The organism is Streptomyces sp. NPDC006259, from assembly GCF_042870975.1.
Taxonomy (GTDB): Bacteria; Actinomycetota; Actinomycetes; order Streptomycetales; family Streptomycetaceae; genus Streptomyces.
Map to the genome: position 1 here is coordinate 80,167 of NZ_JBIAHY010000004.1, position 16,513 is coordinate 96,679.

16 protein-coding genes are annotated in these 16,513 nt (G+C 70.0%); 13 read left to right on the plus strand and 3 right to left on the minus strand.

From position 1 onward, the window contains the following. Window positions 1-19: 19 nt before the first annotated feature. Window positions 20-715: a demethylmenaquinone methyltransferase gene (locus tag ACFYO5_RS16980; protein ID WP_356560419.1), complete on the plus strand. Its 696-nt coding sequence runs from the start codon at window positions 20-22 to the stop codon at window positions 713-715. A gap of 83 nt (window positions 716-798) precedes the next feature. On the opposite strand, the gene ACFYO5_RS16985 is transcribed toward ACFYO5_RS16980, so the two are convergent. Together ACFYO5_RS16985 and ACFYO5_RS16990 are read right to left on the minus strand one after the other, a co-directional pair. Further along, window positions 799-1,188, minus strand: a complete 390-nt coding sequence (locus ACFYO5_RS16985; protein ID WP_388709394.1) for a PASTA domain-containing protein — start codon at window positions 1,186-1,188, stop codon at window positions 799-801. Between the two features lie 149 nt (window positions 1,189-1,337). After that, a complete protein-coding gene (locus tag ACFYO5_RS16990) occupies window positions 1,338-1,844 on the minus strand; it encodes a GNAT family N-acetyltransferase (RefSeq protein ID WP_388709396.1) in 507 nt (168 codons plus the stop codon). A 98-nt stretch (window positions 1,845-1,942) separates the two neighbouring features. Here ACFYO5_RS16990 and ACFYO5_RS16995 point away from each other — a divergent pair, with 98 nt between their 5' ends. Beyond that, window positions 1,943-3,229, plus strand: a complete 1,287-nt coding sequence (locus ACFYO5_RS16995; RefSeq protein WP_388709398.1) for a geranylgeranyl reductase family protein — start codon at window positions 1,943-1,945, stop codon at window positions 3,227-3,229. Between the two features lie 829 nt (window positions 3,230-4,058). Here the strand turns inward: ACFYO5_RS16995 and ACFYO5_RS17000 are convergent. Next, the gene (locus tag ACFYO5_RS17000; protein WP_356560415.1) at window positions 4,059-4,889 is read right to left on the minus strand and encodes a C40 family peptidase; all 831 of its coding nucleotides are present in this window, start codon (window positions 4,887-4,889) and stop codon (window positions 4,059-4,061) included. 711 nt (window positions 4,890-5,600) lie between these two features. Between ACFYO5_RS17000 and ACFYO5_RS17005 the strand changes: the two genes are divergently transcribed. From ACFYO5_RS17005 to nuoK, 11 genes are all read left to right on the plus strand, one after another. After that, window positions 5,601-5,960, plus strand: coding sequence for an NADH-quinone oxidoreductase subunit A (locus ACFYO5_RS17005; protein ID WP_007383963.1), 360 nt, complete (start codon window positions 5,601-5,603; stop codon window positions 5,958-5,960). Between the two features lie 13 nt (window positions 5,961-5,973). Continuing rightward, window positions 5,974-6,528: an NADH-quinone oxidoreductase subunit B family protein gene (locus ACFYO5_RS17010; protein ID WP_356560414.1), complete on the plus strand. Its 555-nt coding sequence runs from the start codon at window positions 5,974-5,976 to the stop codon at window positions 6,526-6,528. Next, the gene (locus ACFYO5_RS17015) at window positions 6,525-7,280 is read left to right on the plus strand and encodes an NADH-quinone oxidoreductase subunit C (protein WP_356560413.1); all 756 of its coding nucleotides are present in this window, start codon (window positions 6,525-6,527) and stop codon (window positions 7,278-7,280) included. Before ACFYO5_RS17010 ends, ACFYO5_RS17015 begins: the two co-directional genes overlap by 4 nt. A gap of 98 nt (window positions 7,281-7,378) precedes the next feature. Beyond that, entirely contained in the window at window positions 7,379-8,656 is a 1,278-nt protein-coding gene (locus ACFYO5_RS17020) for an NADH-quinone oxidoreductase subunit D (protein WP_356560412.1), read from the plus strand. Next, entirely contained in the window at window positions 8,653-9,525 is an 873-nt protein-coding gene (nuoE, locus tag ACFYO5_RS17025) for an NADH-quinone oxidoreductase subunit NuoE (protein WP_388709401.1), read from the plus strand. Before ACFYO5_RS17020 ends, nuoE begins: the two co-directional genes overlap by 4 nt. Continuing rightward, the gene (gene nuoF / locus ACFYO5_RS17030; RefSeq protein WP_388709403.1) at window positions 9,525-10,871 is read left to right on the plus strand and encodes an NADH-quinone oxidoreductase subunit NuoF; all 1,347 of its coding nucleotides are present in this window, start codon (window positions 9,525-9,527) and stop codon (window positions 10,869-10,871) included. Before nuoE ends, nuoF begins: the two co-directional genes overlap by 1 nt. Beyond that, window positions 10,868-13,375: an NADH-quinone oxidoreductase subunit G gene (locus ACFYO5_RS17035; RefSeq protein ID WP_388709405.1), complete on the plus strand. Its 2,508-nt coding sequence runs from the start codon at window positions 10,868-10,870 to the stop codon at window positions 13,373-13,375. Before nuoF ends, ACFYO5_RS17035 begins: the two co-directional genes overlap by 4 nt. Continuing rightward, the gene (gene nuoH, locus ACFYO5_RS17040; RefSeq protein ID WP_388709407.1) at window positions 13,372-14,733 is read left to right on the plus strand and encodes an NADH-quinone oxidoreductase subunit NuoH; all 1,362 of its coding nucleotides are present in this window, start codon (window positions 13,372-13,374) and stop codon (window positions 14,731-14,733) included. Before ACFYO5_RS17035 ends, nuoH begins: the two co-directional genes overlap by 4 nt. Next, complete coding sequence (gene nuoI, locus ACFYO5_RS17045) at window positions 14,726-15,367, plus strand: NADH-quinone oxidoreductase subunit NuoI (RefSeq protein ID WP_356560407.1); 642 nt, start codon at window positions 14,726-14,728, stop codon at window positions 15,365-15,367. The genes nuoH and nuoI overlap by 8 nt, the downstream gene beginning before the upstream one ends. Then, the gene (locus ACFYO5_RS17050; protein ID WP_356560406.1) at window positions 15,364-16,206 is read left to right on the plus strand and encodes an NADH-quinone oxidoreductase subunit J; all 843 of its coding nucleotides are present in this window, start codon (window positions 15,364-15,366) and stop codon (window positions 16,204-16,206) included. The genes nuoI and ACFYO5_RS17050 overlap by 4 nt, the downstream gene beginning before the upstream one ends. After that, entirely contained in the window at window positions 16,203-16,502 is a 300-nt protein-coding gene (gene nuoK / locus ACFYO5_RS17055; protein ID WP_003974374.1) for an NADH-quinone oxidoreductase subunit NuoK, read from the plus strand. Before ACFYO5_RS17050 ends, nuoK begins: the two co-directional genes overlap by 4 nt. Window positions 16,503-16,513: the final 11 nt, after the last annotated feature.

The following is a 16,513-nucleotide window of genomic DNA, read 5'->3' on the forward strand; positions in this document are numbered from 1 at the left end:
CTGCTGCCACAATGGGCGGGTGACCCGTGCTTCCCTGAACAAGCAGCCCCACGAAGTCGCCTCGATGTTCGACCGCGTGGCGGAACGGTACGACCTCACCAACGACGTCCTCTCGCTCGGCCAGGACCGCAGATGGCGCAAGGAGGTCGCGCGCGCGGTGGACGCCCGTCCCGCGCAGAAGGTCCTCGACCTGGCCGCGGGCACGGCCACCTCCTCGCTGCCCTTCGCCCGGACCGGCGCCTACGTCGTCCCCTGCGACTTCTCCCTCGGCATGCTCCAGGTGGGCAAGCGGAACCACCCCTGGCTGCCGCTCACCGCGGGCGACGCGACGAAGCTGCCGTTCAAGGACGACACCTTCGACGCCGTCACCATCTCCTTCGGGCTGCGCAACGTGCAGGACTTCGACGCGGCCCTGCGGGAGATGCACCGGGTCACGCGGCCCGGCGGACGCGTCGTGATCTGCGAGTTCTCGCACCCGACCTGGGCGCCGTTCCGGCAGGTCTACACCGAGTACCTGATGCGTGCGCTGCCCCCGGTCGCCCGCGCGGTCTCCTCCAACCCCGACGCCTACGTCTATCTCGCCGAGTCCATCCGCGCCTGGCCCGACCAGCCCGCCCTCGCCGAGCACCTGCGCAAGGCCGGCTGGTCCGAGGTGGCCTGGCGCAACCTCACCGGCGGCGTCGTGACCCTGCACCGGGGCTTCAAGGCGGCGTGAGCCACCCGCCGTCCGGGCTCCGCCGGGCCCCGGGTGGCCCCGGCGGGCTCCGTCGGGCCGGTGGGTGGCCCCGGCGGGCTCCGTCAGGCCGGCGGGTGCCCCCGTCCGAGCTCCGTCGGGCCGGCGGCTAGTGAGCCCGTGACCGTCTCGAAGGGGTCGCCCGGCGGGTCCAGTTCGCGTCGCATCCCGCCCCCGCCCGGCGTCGGCAGCCGCGGCTCGCGGACCCCCGCGCCGCCGCCCCCCTCCCCGTCGGCGAAGTCGAACCACACGGTGACGACGGCCCCGCGCGCAACCTCGACACCGGGCGGCGGGTACTGCCGCACGACGTAGTCGACGACGGTGCGGTGGAAGTCGGGGCGGTCGGGCGCGGCCAGCACCACTCCTTGTGCGGCGGCCGCTTCGCGCGCGTCCATGGCCATCAGACCGACGAGCCTCGGGACGCGCACCTCGGGTGTTCTCGGCCGAATCAGCACGGATGTCACCCCCAGCGATACTGGAAGGGTAACCGCCGGGAGGGCCGTCCGGTAGCTCTCAGTGCCCTTCCGTGGACAATTTCGCTACTCACCGTCACGGGATGGAGGTGGGCGCCTCTCCAGGTGCGGAAGTGGGGCCTCTCTGGCCTCTACAGGTCCAGCCGGTAGCAGTGCGCCTCCTGTTCCGACCCGGGCGCGGTGTACACGTCGGCGAGCCGCATGCCGAGCCGCTGGGTGACGGCTATGGACCGCGTGTTGCGCGGCAGGACCATCGCCACCACGCTCGGCACCCCCGCGTCCCGCACCCGCTCCAGCGTCATCCGCGCCGCCGCCGTGACGTACCCCTGGCCCCAGTGCTCCCGGCCGAGCCGCCAGCCGATCTCGATCTCGCCGGTCGGGCCCCACTCCCGCTCCCAGGGCTGGGCGCCGGTGAAGCCGAGGACACGCTCCGACTCGTCGAGCAGCGTCCACAGGCAGAAACCGCGCTCGGCGTCGTGCCGGCGCTGGCGGGCGGTGAGTTCCTCGTAGACGGAGAGTCCGGCGGAGCGGCCGCCGTGGAACTCCATGACCTCGGGGTGGTCGAAGACCCGGTGCCAGGCGACCGCGTCCTCGTCCGTGGGGACGCGCAGCCGTACTACGGGCGGAACTCGGTTCACGGGGGCAGCCCTTCAGCAGGTTGATCAATTCTCCTGAATAGACTGCCCATGTCCAGTGCCGGTCGGCACGCGATTCCGAACCTTGGGGAGAACCCGCCGTGACCGAGCCCCTCTCCGAAAACAGCGCCGATGTGATCGTGGTCGGCGCGGGGCCGGCCGGCTCCACGACCGCATACCACCTCGCCAAGGCCGGCCTCGACGTACTCCTGCTGGAGAAGACCGAGTTCCCGCGGGAGAAGGTCTGCGGCGACGGTCTCACCCCGCGCGCCGTCAAGCAGCTCGTCGCCATGGGGATCGACATCTCCGAGGAGGCCGGCTGGCTGCGCAACAAGGGGCTGCGCATCATCGGCGGCGGCGTCCGCCTCCAGCTGGACTGGCCGGACCTCGCCTCCTTCCCGGACTACGGCCTCGTCCGCAAGCGCGACGACTTCGACGAGCAGCTCGCCCGCCAGGCCCAGAAGGCGGGCGCCCGCCTGTACGAGCGCTGCAACGTTGGCGCGCCCGTCGTCGACGACCGCACCGGCCGGATCATCGGCGTGCACGCCAAGCTGGGCGAGGAGAAGCGCGAGGTCACCTTCCGCGCCCCGCTCGTCGTCGCCGCCGACGGCAACTCCACCCGCCTCTCGGTGGCGATGGGCCTGCACCGCCGCGAGGACCGCCCGATGGGCGTCGCGGTGCGCACCTACTTCACCAGCCCGCGCCACGAGGACGACTACCTCGAGTCCTGGCTCGAACTCTGGGACCGGCGAGGACCGGGCGAGGACCGCCTGCTGCCCGGCTACGGCTGGATCTTCGGCATGGGCGACGGCACCTCCAACGTCGGCCTGGGCGTCCTCAACACCTCCGACTCCTTCAAGGAACTGGACTGGCGCGAGGTCCTGAAGGCCTGGTGCGCCTCCATGCCGGAGGACTGGGGCTACACGCCGGACAACATGACCGGCCCCATCCGCGGAGCCGCCCTGCCGATGGCCTTCAACCGCCAGCCGCACTACACGCGCGGTCTGCTGCTCGTCGGCGACGCCGGCGGCCTGGTGAACCCCTTCAACGGCGAGGGCATCGCCTACGCCATGGAGTCCGGCCAGCTCGCCGCCGACGTCATCGTCCAGGCGCACGCCCGCTCGACCCCCTCCGGCCGCGAACTCGCCCTCCAGCGCTACCCCCGCGTCCTCAAGGACACCTACGGCGGCTACTACACGCTGGGCCGCGCCTTCGTGAAGCTCATCGGCAACCCGAAGGTCATGAAGATCGCGGCCCAGCGCGGCCTGACGCACCCGCTGCTGATGAAGTTCACGCTCAAGATGCTCGCCAACCTCACCGACCCCACCGGCGGCGACGCGATGGACCGCATCATCAACGGCCTGAGCAAGGTGGCACCGAAGGCCTGAGCAAAAACGCCGCCGAAGGCCCGAGCAAGGTGCCGCCGGAGGCCCGACGGGCGGATGCGGCGGCTGGCGCTGGGGGGTGTGCCGGCCGTGCGGCTCCGCGGGGCTGTGCTGCCCCCGTACCGTGCGGCTCGGCGGGGCTGTGGCGGCGCGTGTGCGGTGGGACTCGGCGGGGCTGTGCCGTCCGTGCGGCTCGGCGGGGCTGTGGTGACCCGTGGGGCTGTGCTGCCCCCGTGCCGTGCGGCTTGGCGGGGCTGTGGTGGCGCGTGTGCCGTGCGGCTCCGCGGGGCCGTGCCGACCGCGCTGCCGTGCGCGGCGGCCGGTGCGGGGGCGTACCGGACCGTGCGGCCTCTCCTCGTCGCGACCCGCCTGCCGCAGGGGCGTGCTTGGGCTCCCGACGGGAGAGCCGGACGTGGCGCGCCGCCGTGAGGTCGCTCCTCGGCGGCGTACAGCGTGACGGACATGTCGTCGACGAGCGCCGCCGGATCGGGCCCGTACGTCGGTGACGTCCGGCCCGGCTCGTCCCCGACTGCCTCGCCGGCTCGTGCGCGACCGTCTCACCGGCTCGTCCCCGACTGCCTCACCGGCCTCGGTGATCCGCCGCGCGGCATGGAGCCGAGTCGGGCCGAGCGGGCCTCGGGCGCGAGCCCGGGATGCGAGGCGACGGGGCGTCCCGGACACACGCGCTCGGCAGGCCCGCTCCCCGTGAACTCCCGGACTGCCGGCGGCACTCCACCGGCCGTCCGGGAGGATGCCAGGAGAGCCCGGAGGGCCGCAGCCCCCGAGCGGCTGCGGCCCTTCCGGTGGATCCGTTCGTCCGGATCGGTACGTCTCAGAGCACGCGCACCGCGCCCGACGCCGGGTATCCGGACAGATCCTGGATCACCACGCCCTTGGACGGGTTGGCCGCGTCGAGGTACTGGCCGCCCCCGATGTAGACGCCCACGTGGTAGGCGGAACCCTTCCCGCCCCAGTACAGGATGTCGCCGACCTGGATGTCGGAGAGCGACACGTCCGTGCCGGCCATCGACTGGTCCTGCGAGACGCGCGGGAGGTCCACACCGACCTCACGGAACGCGGCCTGCACCAGGCTCGAACAGTCCCAGGCGTTGGGGCCGGTGGCGCCCATGACGTACGCGTCGCCCACCTGGGCCCTGAGGAAGGAGATGACCGTCGCGACGCTGCCGCTGGCCGGGGCGGAGACGGATGCGGAGGCGGTCGTCGGGGTCGAGAGGGTGGTCCGTTCCGAGGAACGGGACACGGCGGCCTCGGCGGCCGCCTTGCGTGCCTCCTCGGCCTTCTTCTTCGCCTCGGCCTTCTTGGCGGCGGCGAGATCCTTCTTGGCCTCCTTGGCGGCGGCCTCGGCGGCCGCGTCGCGCTCGGCCTCGAGCTGGTAGTTCGCGGCGGCCTGCTGGGTGGCGTTCGCGGACTGGGCGATCTGTGCGGCCACGTCGCCCGTCAGGACGGGCAGTTCGAGCGTCTGCGTCACCGGCTCGGCGGCGTTGGCCGATCCGGCCGCGGTGGCCACGGCCAGCGAGCCGAGTACACCACTGGCGACTCCGGCCCGCATCGCGATCGTCGACGCGCTGCGGCGGGGTTTCCGGTGGCTGCGTATGTGAGCGGTGTGGGACATGGGTACAAGCGGTATCAGGGGCTCCTCCATACCTTCAAGAAACGTGTGCTGCGCCACAATTACTCAATGGGCACCCCGAACACCTGCCGCACCACCCTTTATTGACGCCGTAACGGACATTGCGGACGCAGGTGATCATGCCTGTGATCATGGTCTTTCGTAGTTACGTCCGGATTGCCCCGCGCCTACCACTGGTTGAGATCGTTGGCCAAGCCCGGCTCTCCGGCGGCCCACCCGAGTGTGGTGGAGGTCACGGAACGATTAACGGAAGGCCCGCGTCCTGCGCGTGCGGCACGACCGGTTCCGCTCGTGAACGCGTGCACACGTCCACATCGGCCCTCGCGGCTCCCCCTGACGTGTGAACGCGTCCTCTATCAAGGCCCCTCGTCCAGCACTAATTTGCATGCGCGGGAACCATCTTGATATAGAGACGACCCTCGCGACCTGCGGTGACGAGCGCAAATGTCACTTCTTGTGATCACTCTGACGCTTCGCGTACGAAGATCACCGCTGATACGACTTCATGATCCTTCGTCAGGTGGTGGAGATCACAAAGCTTGTGCAATACCCCGTGTCGCAGATCACAGAGCGGCAGGCATAGGATGCGAGGCAGTTGGGCTTGTGACCTGCTTCACATGTTCGCGATCTTCGTCGGGACGGCGGAGACCAGGCGGCCGGTGAAGGGGAGGCGAGTCCACGACATCGCCAGCAGTCAGTGCCGACTGAGAGGAGCGAGGAGCGGTGAACGCGTATGCGCCCATCCTCGTACTGGGAGCCCTCGGGGCAGGCTTTGCGATCTTCTCCGTGGTCATGGCCACGTTGATCGGGCCGAAGCGGTACAACCGCGCCAAGCTCGAGGCCTACGAGTGCGGTATCGAGCCGACCCCCACGCCGGCCGGCGGCGGGCGCTTCCCCATCAAGTACTACCTGACGGCGATGCTCTTCATCGTCTTCGACATCGAGATCGTCTTCCTCTACCCCTGGGCCGTCACCTTCGACGCCCTGGGGGTTTTCGGGCTCGTGGAGATGCTGCTCTTCGTGCTCACCGTCTTCGTCGCCTACGCCTACGTGTGGCGGCGCGGCGGCCTGGAATGGGACTGAGGGGCCTTAAGCCATGGGACTCGAAGAAAAACTGCCGAGCGGTTTCCTGCTGACCACCGTCGAACAGGCCGCGGGCTGGGTACGCAAGTCGTCCGTCTTCCCCGCCACCTTCGGCCTCGCCTGCTGCGCCATCGAGATGATGACCACCGGCGCCGGCCGTTACGACCTGGCGCGCTTCGGCATGGAGGTCTTCCGCGGCTCGCCCCGTCAGGCGGACCTGATGATCGTGGCCGGCCGGGTCAGCCAGAAGATGGCACCGGTGCTGCGGCAGGTCTACGACCAGATGCCGAACCCGAAGTGGGTGATCTCCATGGGGGTGTGCGCCTCCTCGGGCGGCATGTTCAACAACTACGCGATCGTCCAGGGCGTCGACCACATCGTCCCCGTGGACATCTATCTCCCCGGCTGCCCGCCGCGCCCCGAGATGCTGATGGACGCGATCCTCAAGCTCCACCACAAGATCCAGAACTCCAAGCTGGGCGTGAACGCCGAGGAAGCGGCCCGCGAGGCGGAGGAAGCGGCGCTCAAGGCCCTGCCCATGATCGAGATGAAGGGGCTGCTGCGGTGAGCGACGCCAACGGCACCGGCGCAGGGGCCGAGGGAACCAACCCCGAGAAGGACCTCTCCGCCTCCAACCTCCCCGGCCAGCGCGGCCAGGGCGGCGAGGAGATCCGCGTCCAGCGCGGCATGTTCGGCGCCGCCGACGGCGGCGACACCTCCGGTTACGGCGGCCTGGTCCGCTCGGTGCGCCTGCCCGGTGCGACCGCCCGCCCCTACGGCGGCTGGTTCGACGAGGTCGCCGACGAACTCGAGGGCGCGCTGGAGGAGCAGGGCCTCCTCCCCGCGAACGCGATCGAGCGGACGGTCGTCGACCGCGACGAACTCACCTTCCACGTCGAACGTGAGCACCTCGTCCGCGTCGCCCGCACCCTGCGCGACGACCCGGCCCTGCGCTTCGAACTCTGCACGGGCGTGAGCGGCGTCCACTACCCGAACGACAAGGGCCGCGAACTGCACGCCGTCTACCACCTGCGCTCGATCACCCACAACAGGCTGATCAGGCTGGAGGTCAGCGCCCCGGACTCCGACCGCCACATCCCGTCCCTGGTCTCCGTCTATCCGACCAACGACTGGCACGAGCGCGAGACCTACGACTTCTTCGGGATCGTCTTCGACGGTCACCCGGCCCTGACGCGGATCATGATGCCGGACGACTGGCAGGGCCACCCGCAGCGCAAGGACTATCCCCTCGGCGGCATCCCCGTCGAGTACAAGGGCGCCCAGATCCCTGCTCCGGACCAGCGGAGGTCGTACTCGTGAGCACTCAGTCAGCATCGGCCCGCCCGTCGCCCGAGCAGCACCCCTCATCGGGTCCCTCCGGGACGGAGAGTTCTTCCCGGGAGACCACCGAAGGCACCGTGTACACGGTCACCGGCGGCGACTGGGACGAGGTCGTCCAGTCCGCGGCCCGCGCCGACGACGAACGCATCGTCGTCAACATGGGGCCCCAGCACCCCTCCACCCACGGTGTGCTCCGCCTGATCCTGGAGATCGACGGCGAAACGGTCACCGAGGCCCGCTGCGGCATCGGCTACCTGCACACCGGCATCGAGAAGAACCTCGAGTTCCGTACGTGGACGCAGGGCACCACCTTCGTGACGCGCATGGACTACCTGACGTCCTTCTTCAACGAGACCGGTTACTGCCTCGCCGTCGAGAAGCTCCTCGGCATCGAGGACCAGATCACCGAGCGAGCCAAGATCATCCGGGTCCTCCTGATGGAGCTGAACCGGATGTCCTCCCACCTGGTGTGCATCGCCACCGGCGGCATGGAACTCGGCGCCACCACGATCATGATCTACGGATTCCGTGATCGTGAACTGATTCTCGACATCTACGAACTCATCACCGGCCTGCGGATGAACCACGCGTACATCCGCCCCGGCGGACTCGCCCAGGACCTCCCGCCCGGCGCGGTGGACCAGATCCGCGAGTTCGTGAAGAAGATGAAGAAGAACCTCCCGGAGTACGACAAGCTCGCCACCGGGAACCCCATCTTCAAGGCCCGCATGCAGGACATCGGCTACCTCGACCTGGCCGGCTGCATGGCCCTCGGAGCCACCGGCCCGATCCTGCGCGCCACCGGCCTGCCGCACGACCTGCGCAAGAGCCAGCCCTACTGCGACTACGAGACCTACGACTTCGACGTACCGACCGCCGACTCCTGCGACGCCTACGGGCGCTTCCTGATCCGCCTGGAGGAGATGCGCCAGTCGGTCAGGATCGTGGAGCAGTGCCTGGACCGGCTCCAGCCCGGCCCGGTCATGGTGGCCGACAAGAAGATCGCCTGGCCCGCCCAGCTCGCCCTGGGCCCGGACGGCCTCGGCAACTCCCTCGACCACATCAAGAAGATCATGGGCACCTCCATGGAGGCCCTGATCCACCACTTCAAGCTGGTCACCGAGGGCTTCCGCGTCCCGCCGGGCCAGGCGTACGCGGCCGTCGAATCGCCCAAGGGCGAACTCGGGGTGCACGCCGTGTCCGACGGCGGCACCCGCCCCTACCGGGTCCACTTCCGCGACCCGTCCTTCACCAATCTTCAGGCCATGGCGGCGATGTGCGAAGGCGGCCAGGTCGCCGACGTGATCGTCGCCGTGGCGTCCATCGACCCCGTGATGGGAGGCGTCGACCGGTGACCACCTCTTCTTCGGAGCGGGGCGTCAGCCTGGGCATGCCCGAGCTGCCCGCGCCCGGCTACCCGGACGACGTCCGAGCCCGGCTGGAGACCGACGCGCGGGAGATCATCTCGCGCTATCCCGACTCCCGTTCGGCGCTCCTGCCGTTGCTGCACCTCGTGCAGGCGGAGGAGGGACACGTCACGCGCACCGGGATGCGGTTCTGCGCGGACGTACTGGACCTGACCACCGCCGAGGTCACCGCGGTCGCGACCTTCTACACCATGTACCGGCGCCGGCCGAGCGGTGACTACCAGGTGGGCGTCTGCACCAACACGCTGTGCGCGGTGATGGGCGGGGACGCCATCTTCGAGGCGCTCCAGGACCACCTCGGCGTCGGCAACGGCGAGACCACCGACGACGGCAAGGTCACCCTGGAGCACATCGAGTGCAACGCGGCCTGCGACTACGCGCCGGTCGTGATGGTCAACTGGGAGTTCTTCGACAACCAGACCGTGCAGAGCGCGAAGCGCCTGGTGGACGACCTGCGCATCGGCCGTACCGTCTCGCCCACGCGCGGGGCGCCGCTGTGCACCTTCAAGGAGACCGCCCGGATCCTGGCGGGCTTCCCCGACGAGCGCGAGGGCGCCGTCGACGCGAGCGGCAGCGCGGGCCCGGCGTCGCTGGTGGGTCTTCGCCTGGCAAGGGGAGAGACCGCACCCGCGCGCGTGGTCCATCCGCGCGACGGCGGACCGCACGACGCACCGCAGGACGGGGCCGTGCACGAGCCGTCGCCGACGCGGCACCTCAGCTCGCACGACGCGCCGCAGGACACGTCGGCCTCCGACCCGGCCCACCCGGCAGGGCCTACCGCCGAGGAGGGGGAGTGATGACCTTGGCACCCGAACTGAAGGACACCGGCCCCGAGAAGCTGCTCGCACCCGTGCTGTCGGCCTTCTGGGACGAGGACAGGTCCTGGACGCTGGACGTCTACCGAAGGCACGAGGGGTACGAGGGGCTCCGCAAGGCGCTCGCCATGTCGCCGGACGACCTGATCGCCTACGTGAAGGATTCCGGTCTGCGCGGCCGTGGTGGCGCGGGATTCCCCACCGGAATGAAATGGCAGTTCATTCCCCAGGGGGATGGAAAACCGCACTATCTGGTTGTCAACGCCGACGAGTCGGAACCGGGAACCTGCAAGGACATCCCGCTCCTCTTCGCGAACCCACACAGCCTCATCGAGGGCATCGTGATCGCGTGTTACGCCATCAGGTCGTCTCATGCCTTCATCTATCTGCGTGGTGAGGTCGTCCCTGTTCTGCGACGGTTGCACGAGGCCGTGCGCGAGGCCTACGCGGCGGGCTACCTCGGCGAGAACGTCCTGGGCAGCGGACTCGACCTCGAACTCACCGTGCACGCCGGCGCCGGCGCGTACATCTGCGGTGAGGAGACCGCGCTGCTCGACTCGCTCGAAGGCCGCCGTGGACAACCGCGGCTGCGTCCCCCCTTCCCTGCCGTCGCGGGCCTCTACGCGTGCCCGACTGTGGTGAACAACGTCGAGTCGATCGCGTCGGTTCCCGCCATTCTGCACAACGGCAAGGAATGGTTCAGGTCGATGGGGAGCGAGAAGTCCCCGGGCTTCACGCTCTACTCGCTCAGCGGGCACGTCGCCAGCCCCGGCCAGTACGAGGCCCCCCTCGGCATCACCCTCCGCCAGCTCCTGGAGATGAGCGGCGGCATGCGACCGGGCCACCGCCTCAAGTTCTGGACGCCGGGCGGCTCCTCGACCCCGATGTTCACCGACGAGCACCTCGACGTCCCCCTCGACTACGAGGGAGTGGGTGCCGCGGGTTCCATGCTCGGCACCAAAGCGCTCCAGTGCTTCGACGAGACGACCTGCGTCGTGCGCGCCGTCACCCGCTGGACCGAGTTCTACGCCCACGAGTCCTGCGGCAAGTGCACACCCTGCCGTGAGGGCACCTACTGGCTGGTGCAGTTGCTGCGGGACATCGAGGCAGGCAAGGGCGCCATGTCCGACCTCGACAAGCTCAACGACATCGCCGACAACATCAACGGCAAGTCCTTCTGCGCCCTCGGCGACGGTGCCGCCTCGCCGATCTTCTCCTCGCTCAAGCACTTCCGCGAGGAGTACGAGCAGCACATCACGGGCCGCGGCTGCCCCTTCGACCCGGCCAAGTCGACGGCCTGGGCCGACCGCACGGAGGTGAACGCATGACGGTGACCACCAGCGCTCCCTCCGGGGGCGGAGAGGCGGCTCCCCCGCCGGAGGACCTCGTGACGCTGACCATCGACGGCGCCGAGATCAGCGTGCCCAAGGGCACCCTGGTCATCCGGGCCGCCGAACAGCTCGGCGTCGAGATCCCGCGCTTCTGCGACCACCCCCTCCTCGACCCGGCCGGCGCCTGCCGCCAGTGCATCGTCGAGGTCGAGGGCCAGCGCAAGCCGATGGCGTCCTGCACGATCACGTGCACGGACGGAATGGTGGTGAAGACCCAGCTCACCTCACCGGTGGCCGAGAAGGCGCAGCACGGTGTGATGGAGCTGCTCCTTATCAACCACCCGCTGGACTGCCCGGTCTGCGACAAGGGCGGCGAGTGCCCCCTGCAGAACCAGGCCATGTCGCACGGCAACGCCGAGTCCCGCTTCGAGGGCCGCAAGCGGACCTACGAGAAGCCCGTCCCGATCTCGGCACAGGTACTGCTCGACCGCGAACGGTGCGTGCTGTGCGCCCGCTGCACCCGGTTCTCCAACCAGGTGGCCGGCGACCCGATGATCGAGCTGATCGAGCGGGGCGCGCTCCAGCAGGTCGGCATCGGCGAGGGCGACCCCTTCGAGTCGTACTTCTCCGGCAACACCATCCAGATCTGTCCGGTGGGCGCGCTCACCTCGGCGGCGTACCGGTTCCGTTCGCGGCCCTTCGACCTGATCTCCACGCCGTCCGTCTGCGAGCACTGCTCGGGCGGCTGCGCGACGCGCACCGACCACCGGCGCGGCAAGGTCATGCGGCGGCTCGCCGCCGAGGACCCCGAGGTCAACGAGGAGTGGATCTGCGACAAGGGGCGGTTCGCGTTCCGGTACGCGCAGCAGCGGGACCGGCTCGACACCCCGCTCGTGCGCAACGCCGAGGGCGACCTGGAACCGGCCTCCTGGCCGGAGGCGTTGCAGATCGCCGCCCAGGGACTGCTCGCCTCGCGCGGCAGGACCGGTGTCCTGACCGGCGGCCGTCTGACCATCGAGGACGCCTACGCGTACAGCAAGTTCGCACGCGTGGCGCTCGACACCAACGACATCGACTTCCGCGCCCGCGTGCACAGCGGCGAGGAGGCCGACTTCCTGGCGTCCAGGGTGGCGGGCCGGGGCCGGGACCTCGACGGCAGCGGGATCACGTACACGACGCTGGAGGAGGCGCCCGCCGTCCTGCTCGTCGGCTTCGAGTCCGAGGAGGAGGCGCCCGGCGTCTTCCTGAGGCTGCGCAAGGCCTGGCGCAAGCACGGGCAGAAGGTGTTCTCCCTGGCCACCCACGCCACCCGCGGCCTGGAGAAGGCCGGCGGCACGCTGCTGCCGGCCGCTCCGGGCACCGAGACCGAGTGGCTGGACGCGCTGACCAGCGGTGTCGGCCTGGAGGACGAACCCGGCAGCAGGGCCGCCGAGGCGCTGCGCGCCGGGGGAGCGGTGATCGTCGTCGGTGAGCGGCTCGCCGCCGTCGCCGGCGGCCTCACCGCCGTCGTACGGGCGGCCACCGCCACGGGGGCGGACCTGGTGTGGATTCCGCGTCGGGCGGGGGAGCGGGGCGCCATCGAGGTGGGCGCGCTGCCGTCGCTGCTGCCGGGCGGACGCCCGGCCACCGACCCGCGCGCGCGGGAGGAGGTCGCGGCCGCCTGGGGTGTCGCCGAACTCCCGGCACGCTACGGCCGCGACGCCGGACAGATCATCGAGGCCGCCGCCTCCGGTGAGTTGCAGGCGCTGCTCGTCGCCGGGGTGGAGGTCGCCGACCTGCCCGACCCGGCACGCGCACGTGCGGCACTCGCCGAGGCCGGCTTCGTGGTGTCGCTGGAACTGCGGCCCGGCGAGGTCACCGCCCACGCCGACGTCGTACTGCCCGTCGCCGCGGTCGCCGAGAAGGCGGGGGCCTTCCTCAACTGGGAGGGCCGGGTGCGTTTCTTCGAGGCCGCTCTCAAGCCCGACCAGATGACGCGCCGCCTGGCACCCACCGACGCGCGGGTGCTGCAGATGCTCGCCGACGCCATGGACGTCCATCTGGGCCTGCCGGACCTGCGCACCGCCCGCGCGGAGCTGGACCGGCTCGGCGCCTGGGACGGTCCGCGGGCCACCGCGCCGGTGGACACCGCGGGCGTCCTGCCGCGGCCCGCCGCCGGTGAGGCCGTGCTCGCCGGGCACCGCCTGCTGCTCGACCGGGGCCTCCTCCAGCAGGGCGACGAGGCGCTCGCCGCGACCCGGCACGCCGCCCGCGCGCGCGTGTCCGCCGCCACGGCCGCCGAGGCCGGCGTCGAGGACGGCGACGCACTCGCCGTGACCGGCACCGCCGGCACGGTGGAGCTGCCCGTCGAGATCACGGAGATGCCCGACCGGGTGGTGTGGCTCCCGCTGAACTCCACCGGCGGGGGCGTCGCCTCCGACACCGGGGCCCGGCCCGGCTCCCTCGTCCGCATCGGCCCGGCGGCGCTCGCCGCGGAAGCCCCCAAGGAGGTGGAGGCATGAGCCCGTACCTCGCCGCAGAAGACCTCTCGATGTTCGGCCGCGACCCCTGGTGGCTGGTCGTGGTCAAGGCGGTGTTCTGCTTCGCCTTCCTGATGGTGACCGTGCTGTTCTCCATCGTCTGGGAGCGCAAGGTCGTCGCCTGGATGCAGCTGCGCATCGGCCCCAACCGGCACGGCCCCTGGGGCATGCTCCAGTCGCTCGCGGACGGCATCAAGCTGATGCTCAAGGAAGACCTCGTCGTCAAACGCGCCGACAAGGTGGTGTACGTCATCGCACCGGTCGTCGCGGCCATCCCGGCCTTCATGGCGATCGCGGTGATCCCCTTCGGCCCGGCCGGCAACGAGGTCTCGATCTTCGGCCAGCGCACCACGATGCAGCTCACCGACCTGCCGATCGCGATGCTCTACATCCTCGCGGTCGCCTCGATCGGCATCTACGGGATCGTGCTGGCGGGCTGGAGTTCCGGATCCACCTATCCGCTCCTGGGCGGCCTGCGTTCCTGCGCCCAGATGATCTCGTACGAGATCGCCATGGGTGCCGCCTTCGCCTCGGTGTTCCTCTACTCGGGGTCGATGTCGACGTCGACGATCGTCGAGCAGCAGCAGGACCGCTGGTACATCCTCCTGCTGCCGGTCTCCTTCATCCTCTACATCGTCACGATGGTCGGCGAGACGAACCGCGCCCCCTTCGACATGCCGGAGTCCGAGGGCGACCTGGTCGGCGGCTTCAACACCGAGTACTCGTCGATCAAGTTCGCGATGTTCATGCTCGCCGAGTACGTGAACATGGTGACGGTCTCGGCCGTGGCGACCACCCTCTTCCTCGGCGGCTGGCGGGCCCCCTGGCCGGTCAGCACCTTCTGGGAGGGCGCGAACCACGGCTGGTGGCCGATGCTCTGGTTCGTCGTCAAGGTGCAGTTGCTGCTGTTCTTCTTCATCTGGCTGCGCGGCACGCTGCCCCGGGTCCGCTACGACCAGCTGATGAAGCTCGGCTGGAAGGTCCTCATCCCGGTCTCGGTGGTCTGGCTGATGCTCGTCGCGACCGTGCGGACCCTGCGCAACGAGAACTACGACTTCGCCGACATCGCGCTCTACGTGGGCGGCGGCGTCCTCGCCCTGCTGCTGCTCTCCTTCCTCGCAGACATGTTCCGCGACCGGGGCAAGGACGAGCCGGCCCCCGCCGAGACCGTCGGCTTCGACCCGATGGCGGGCGGGTTCCCCGTGCCGCCGTTGCCGGGGCAGGAGCTGCCGCCGGTGCCCAGGCGCCGCTCGCGCCAGGAGCGGGAGCTGATTGTCAGTGGTGGGCCCGATACTCACAGTGACGGATCTCTGGATGGAAAGGAGGCGTCCGATGGCTGAGGAGCCCAAGGAGACCAAGCCCGGTTTCCAGAACCCGGTAGCCGGCTTCGGCGTGACCTTCAAGGCCATGTTCAAGAAGCGGCTCACCGAGCAGTATCCCGAGGAGCAGAAGACCACCGCTCCGCGGTTCCACGGACGGCACCAGCTCAACCGCCATCCGGACGGCCTGGAGAAGTGCGTCGGCTGCGAGCTGTGCGCCTGGGCCTGCCCCGCCGACGCCATCTACGTCGAGGGGGCGGACAACACCGAGGAGGAGCGCTACTCGCCGGGCGAGCGGTACGGGCGCGTCTACCAGATCAACTACGCCCGCTGCATCCTGTGCGGCCTGTGCATCGAGGCGTGTCCCACGCGCGCGCTGACGATGACCAACGAGTTCGAGCTGGCCGACAGCAGCCGCGCCAACCTGATCTACACCAAGGAGCAGCTGCTGGCCGGCCTCGACGAGGGCATGGTCGACAGCCCGCACGCCATCTACCCCGGCATGGACGAGCAGGACTACTACCGGGGCCTGGTGACGGAGGTCGCGCCCGGAACCGAGCGGCAGGTCGCCCTCTCCAAGGGCGAGGTCCCGCAGGAGGCGGCGTCCACGTTCGGCGAGGGCGAGCCCGCCTCCGAGGAGGTGATCGGCCGATGAGCGCCCAACTCGCCGCCTACTCCACCTCCACCGGCGAGGCGTTCCAGTTCTGGGTCCTGGGCACCGTGGCGGTGGTCGGCGCCCTGTGCACCGTCTTCATGCGGAGGGCCGTGCACAGCGCCCTCTGCCTCGCCGGAACCATGATCATCCTGGCGGTGTTCTACCTCGCCAACGGCGCCTACTTCCTGGGCGTCGTACAGATCGTCGTCTACACCGGCGCCATCATGATGCTGTTCCTGTTCGTGGTGATGCTGGTCGGCGTCACCGCCGCGGACTCCCTGAAGGAGACCATCAAGGGCCAGCGCTGGCTGGCCCTCGTCAGCGGCCTCGGCTTCGGCATCCTGCTGGTCGCCGGTATCGGCAACGCCTCCCTGACCGAGTTCGGCGGCCTCACCGAGGCCAACGCGGGCGGCAACGTCGAGGGCCTCGCGGCCCTCATCTTCACCAAGTACGTCTTCGCCTTCGAGATCACCGGCGCCCTGCTCATCACGGCGGCCGTCGGCGCCATGGTGCTCACCCACCGCGAGCGCACCGAACGGGCGATGACGCAGCGTGAGATGTCCGAGCAGCGCGTCCGCGAGGGCGTCCACCTGCCGCCGCTGCCCGCACCCGGCGTGTACGCGCGGCACAACGCCGTGGACATCGCCGGTCTGCTGCCCGACGGCACCCCGTCGGAACTCACCGTCAGCAAGACGCTGCGGGAGCGCGGCCAGATCCGGGACGTGTCCACCGAGGCGCTCAACGACCTCAGGGCGCTCGAGCAGCGCGCCGGGGAACGCCTGGACCGCACCCCCATCGAGCCGCCGACCTTCAAGCGGTCCGAGGAGGCGTCGAAGTGAACCCCGTCAACTACCTCTACCTCGCCGCCCTGTTGTTCACGATCGGCGCGACGGGCGTCCTGATCAGGCGCAACGCGATCGTCGTGTTCATGTGCATCGAGCTGATGCTCAACGCCTGCAACCTCGCGTTCGTCGCCTTCTCCCGCATGCACGGCAATCTCGACGGCCAGATCATCGCCTTCTTCACGATGGTCGTCGCCGCAGCGGAGGTCGTGGTGGGACTCGCGATCATCGTGTCGCTGTTCCGCTCCCGCCACTCGGCCTCGGTCGACGACGCCAGCCTGATGAAGCTGTAAGGGGTCGGAAG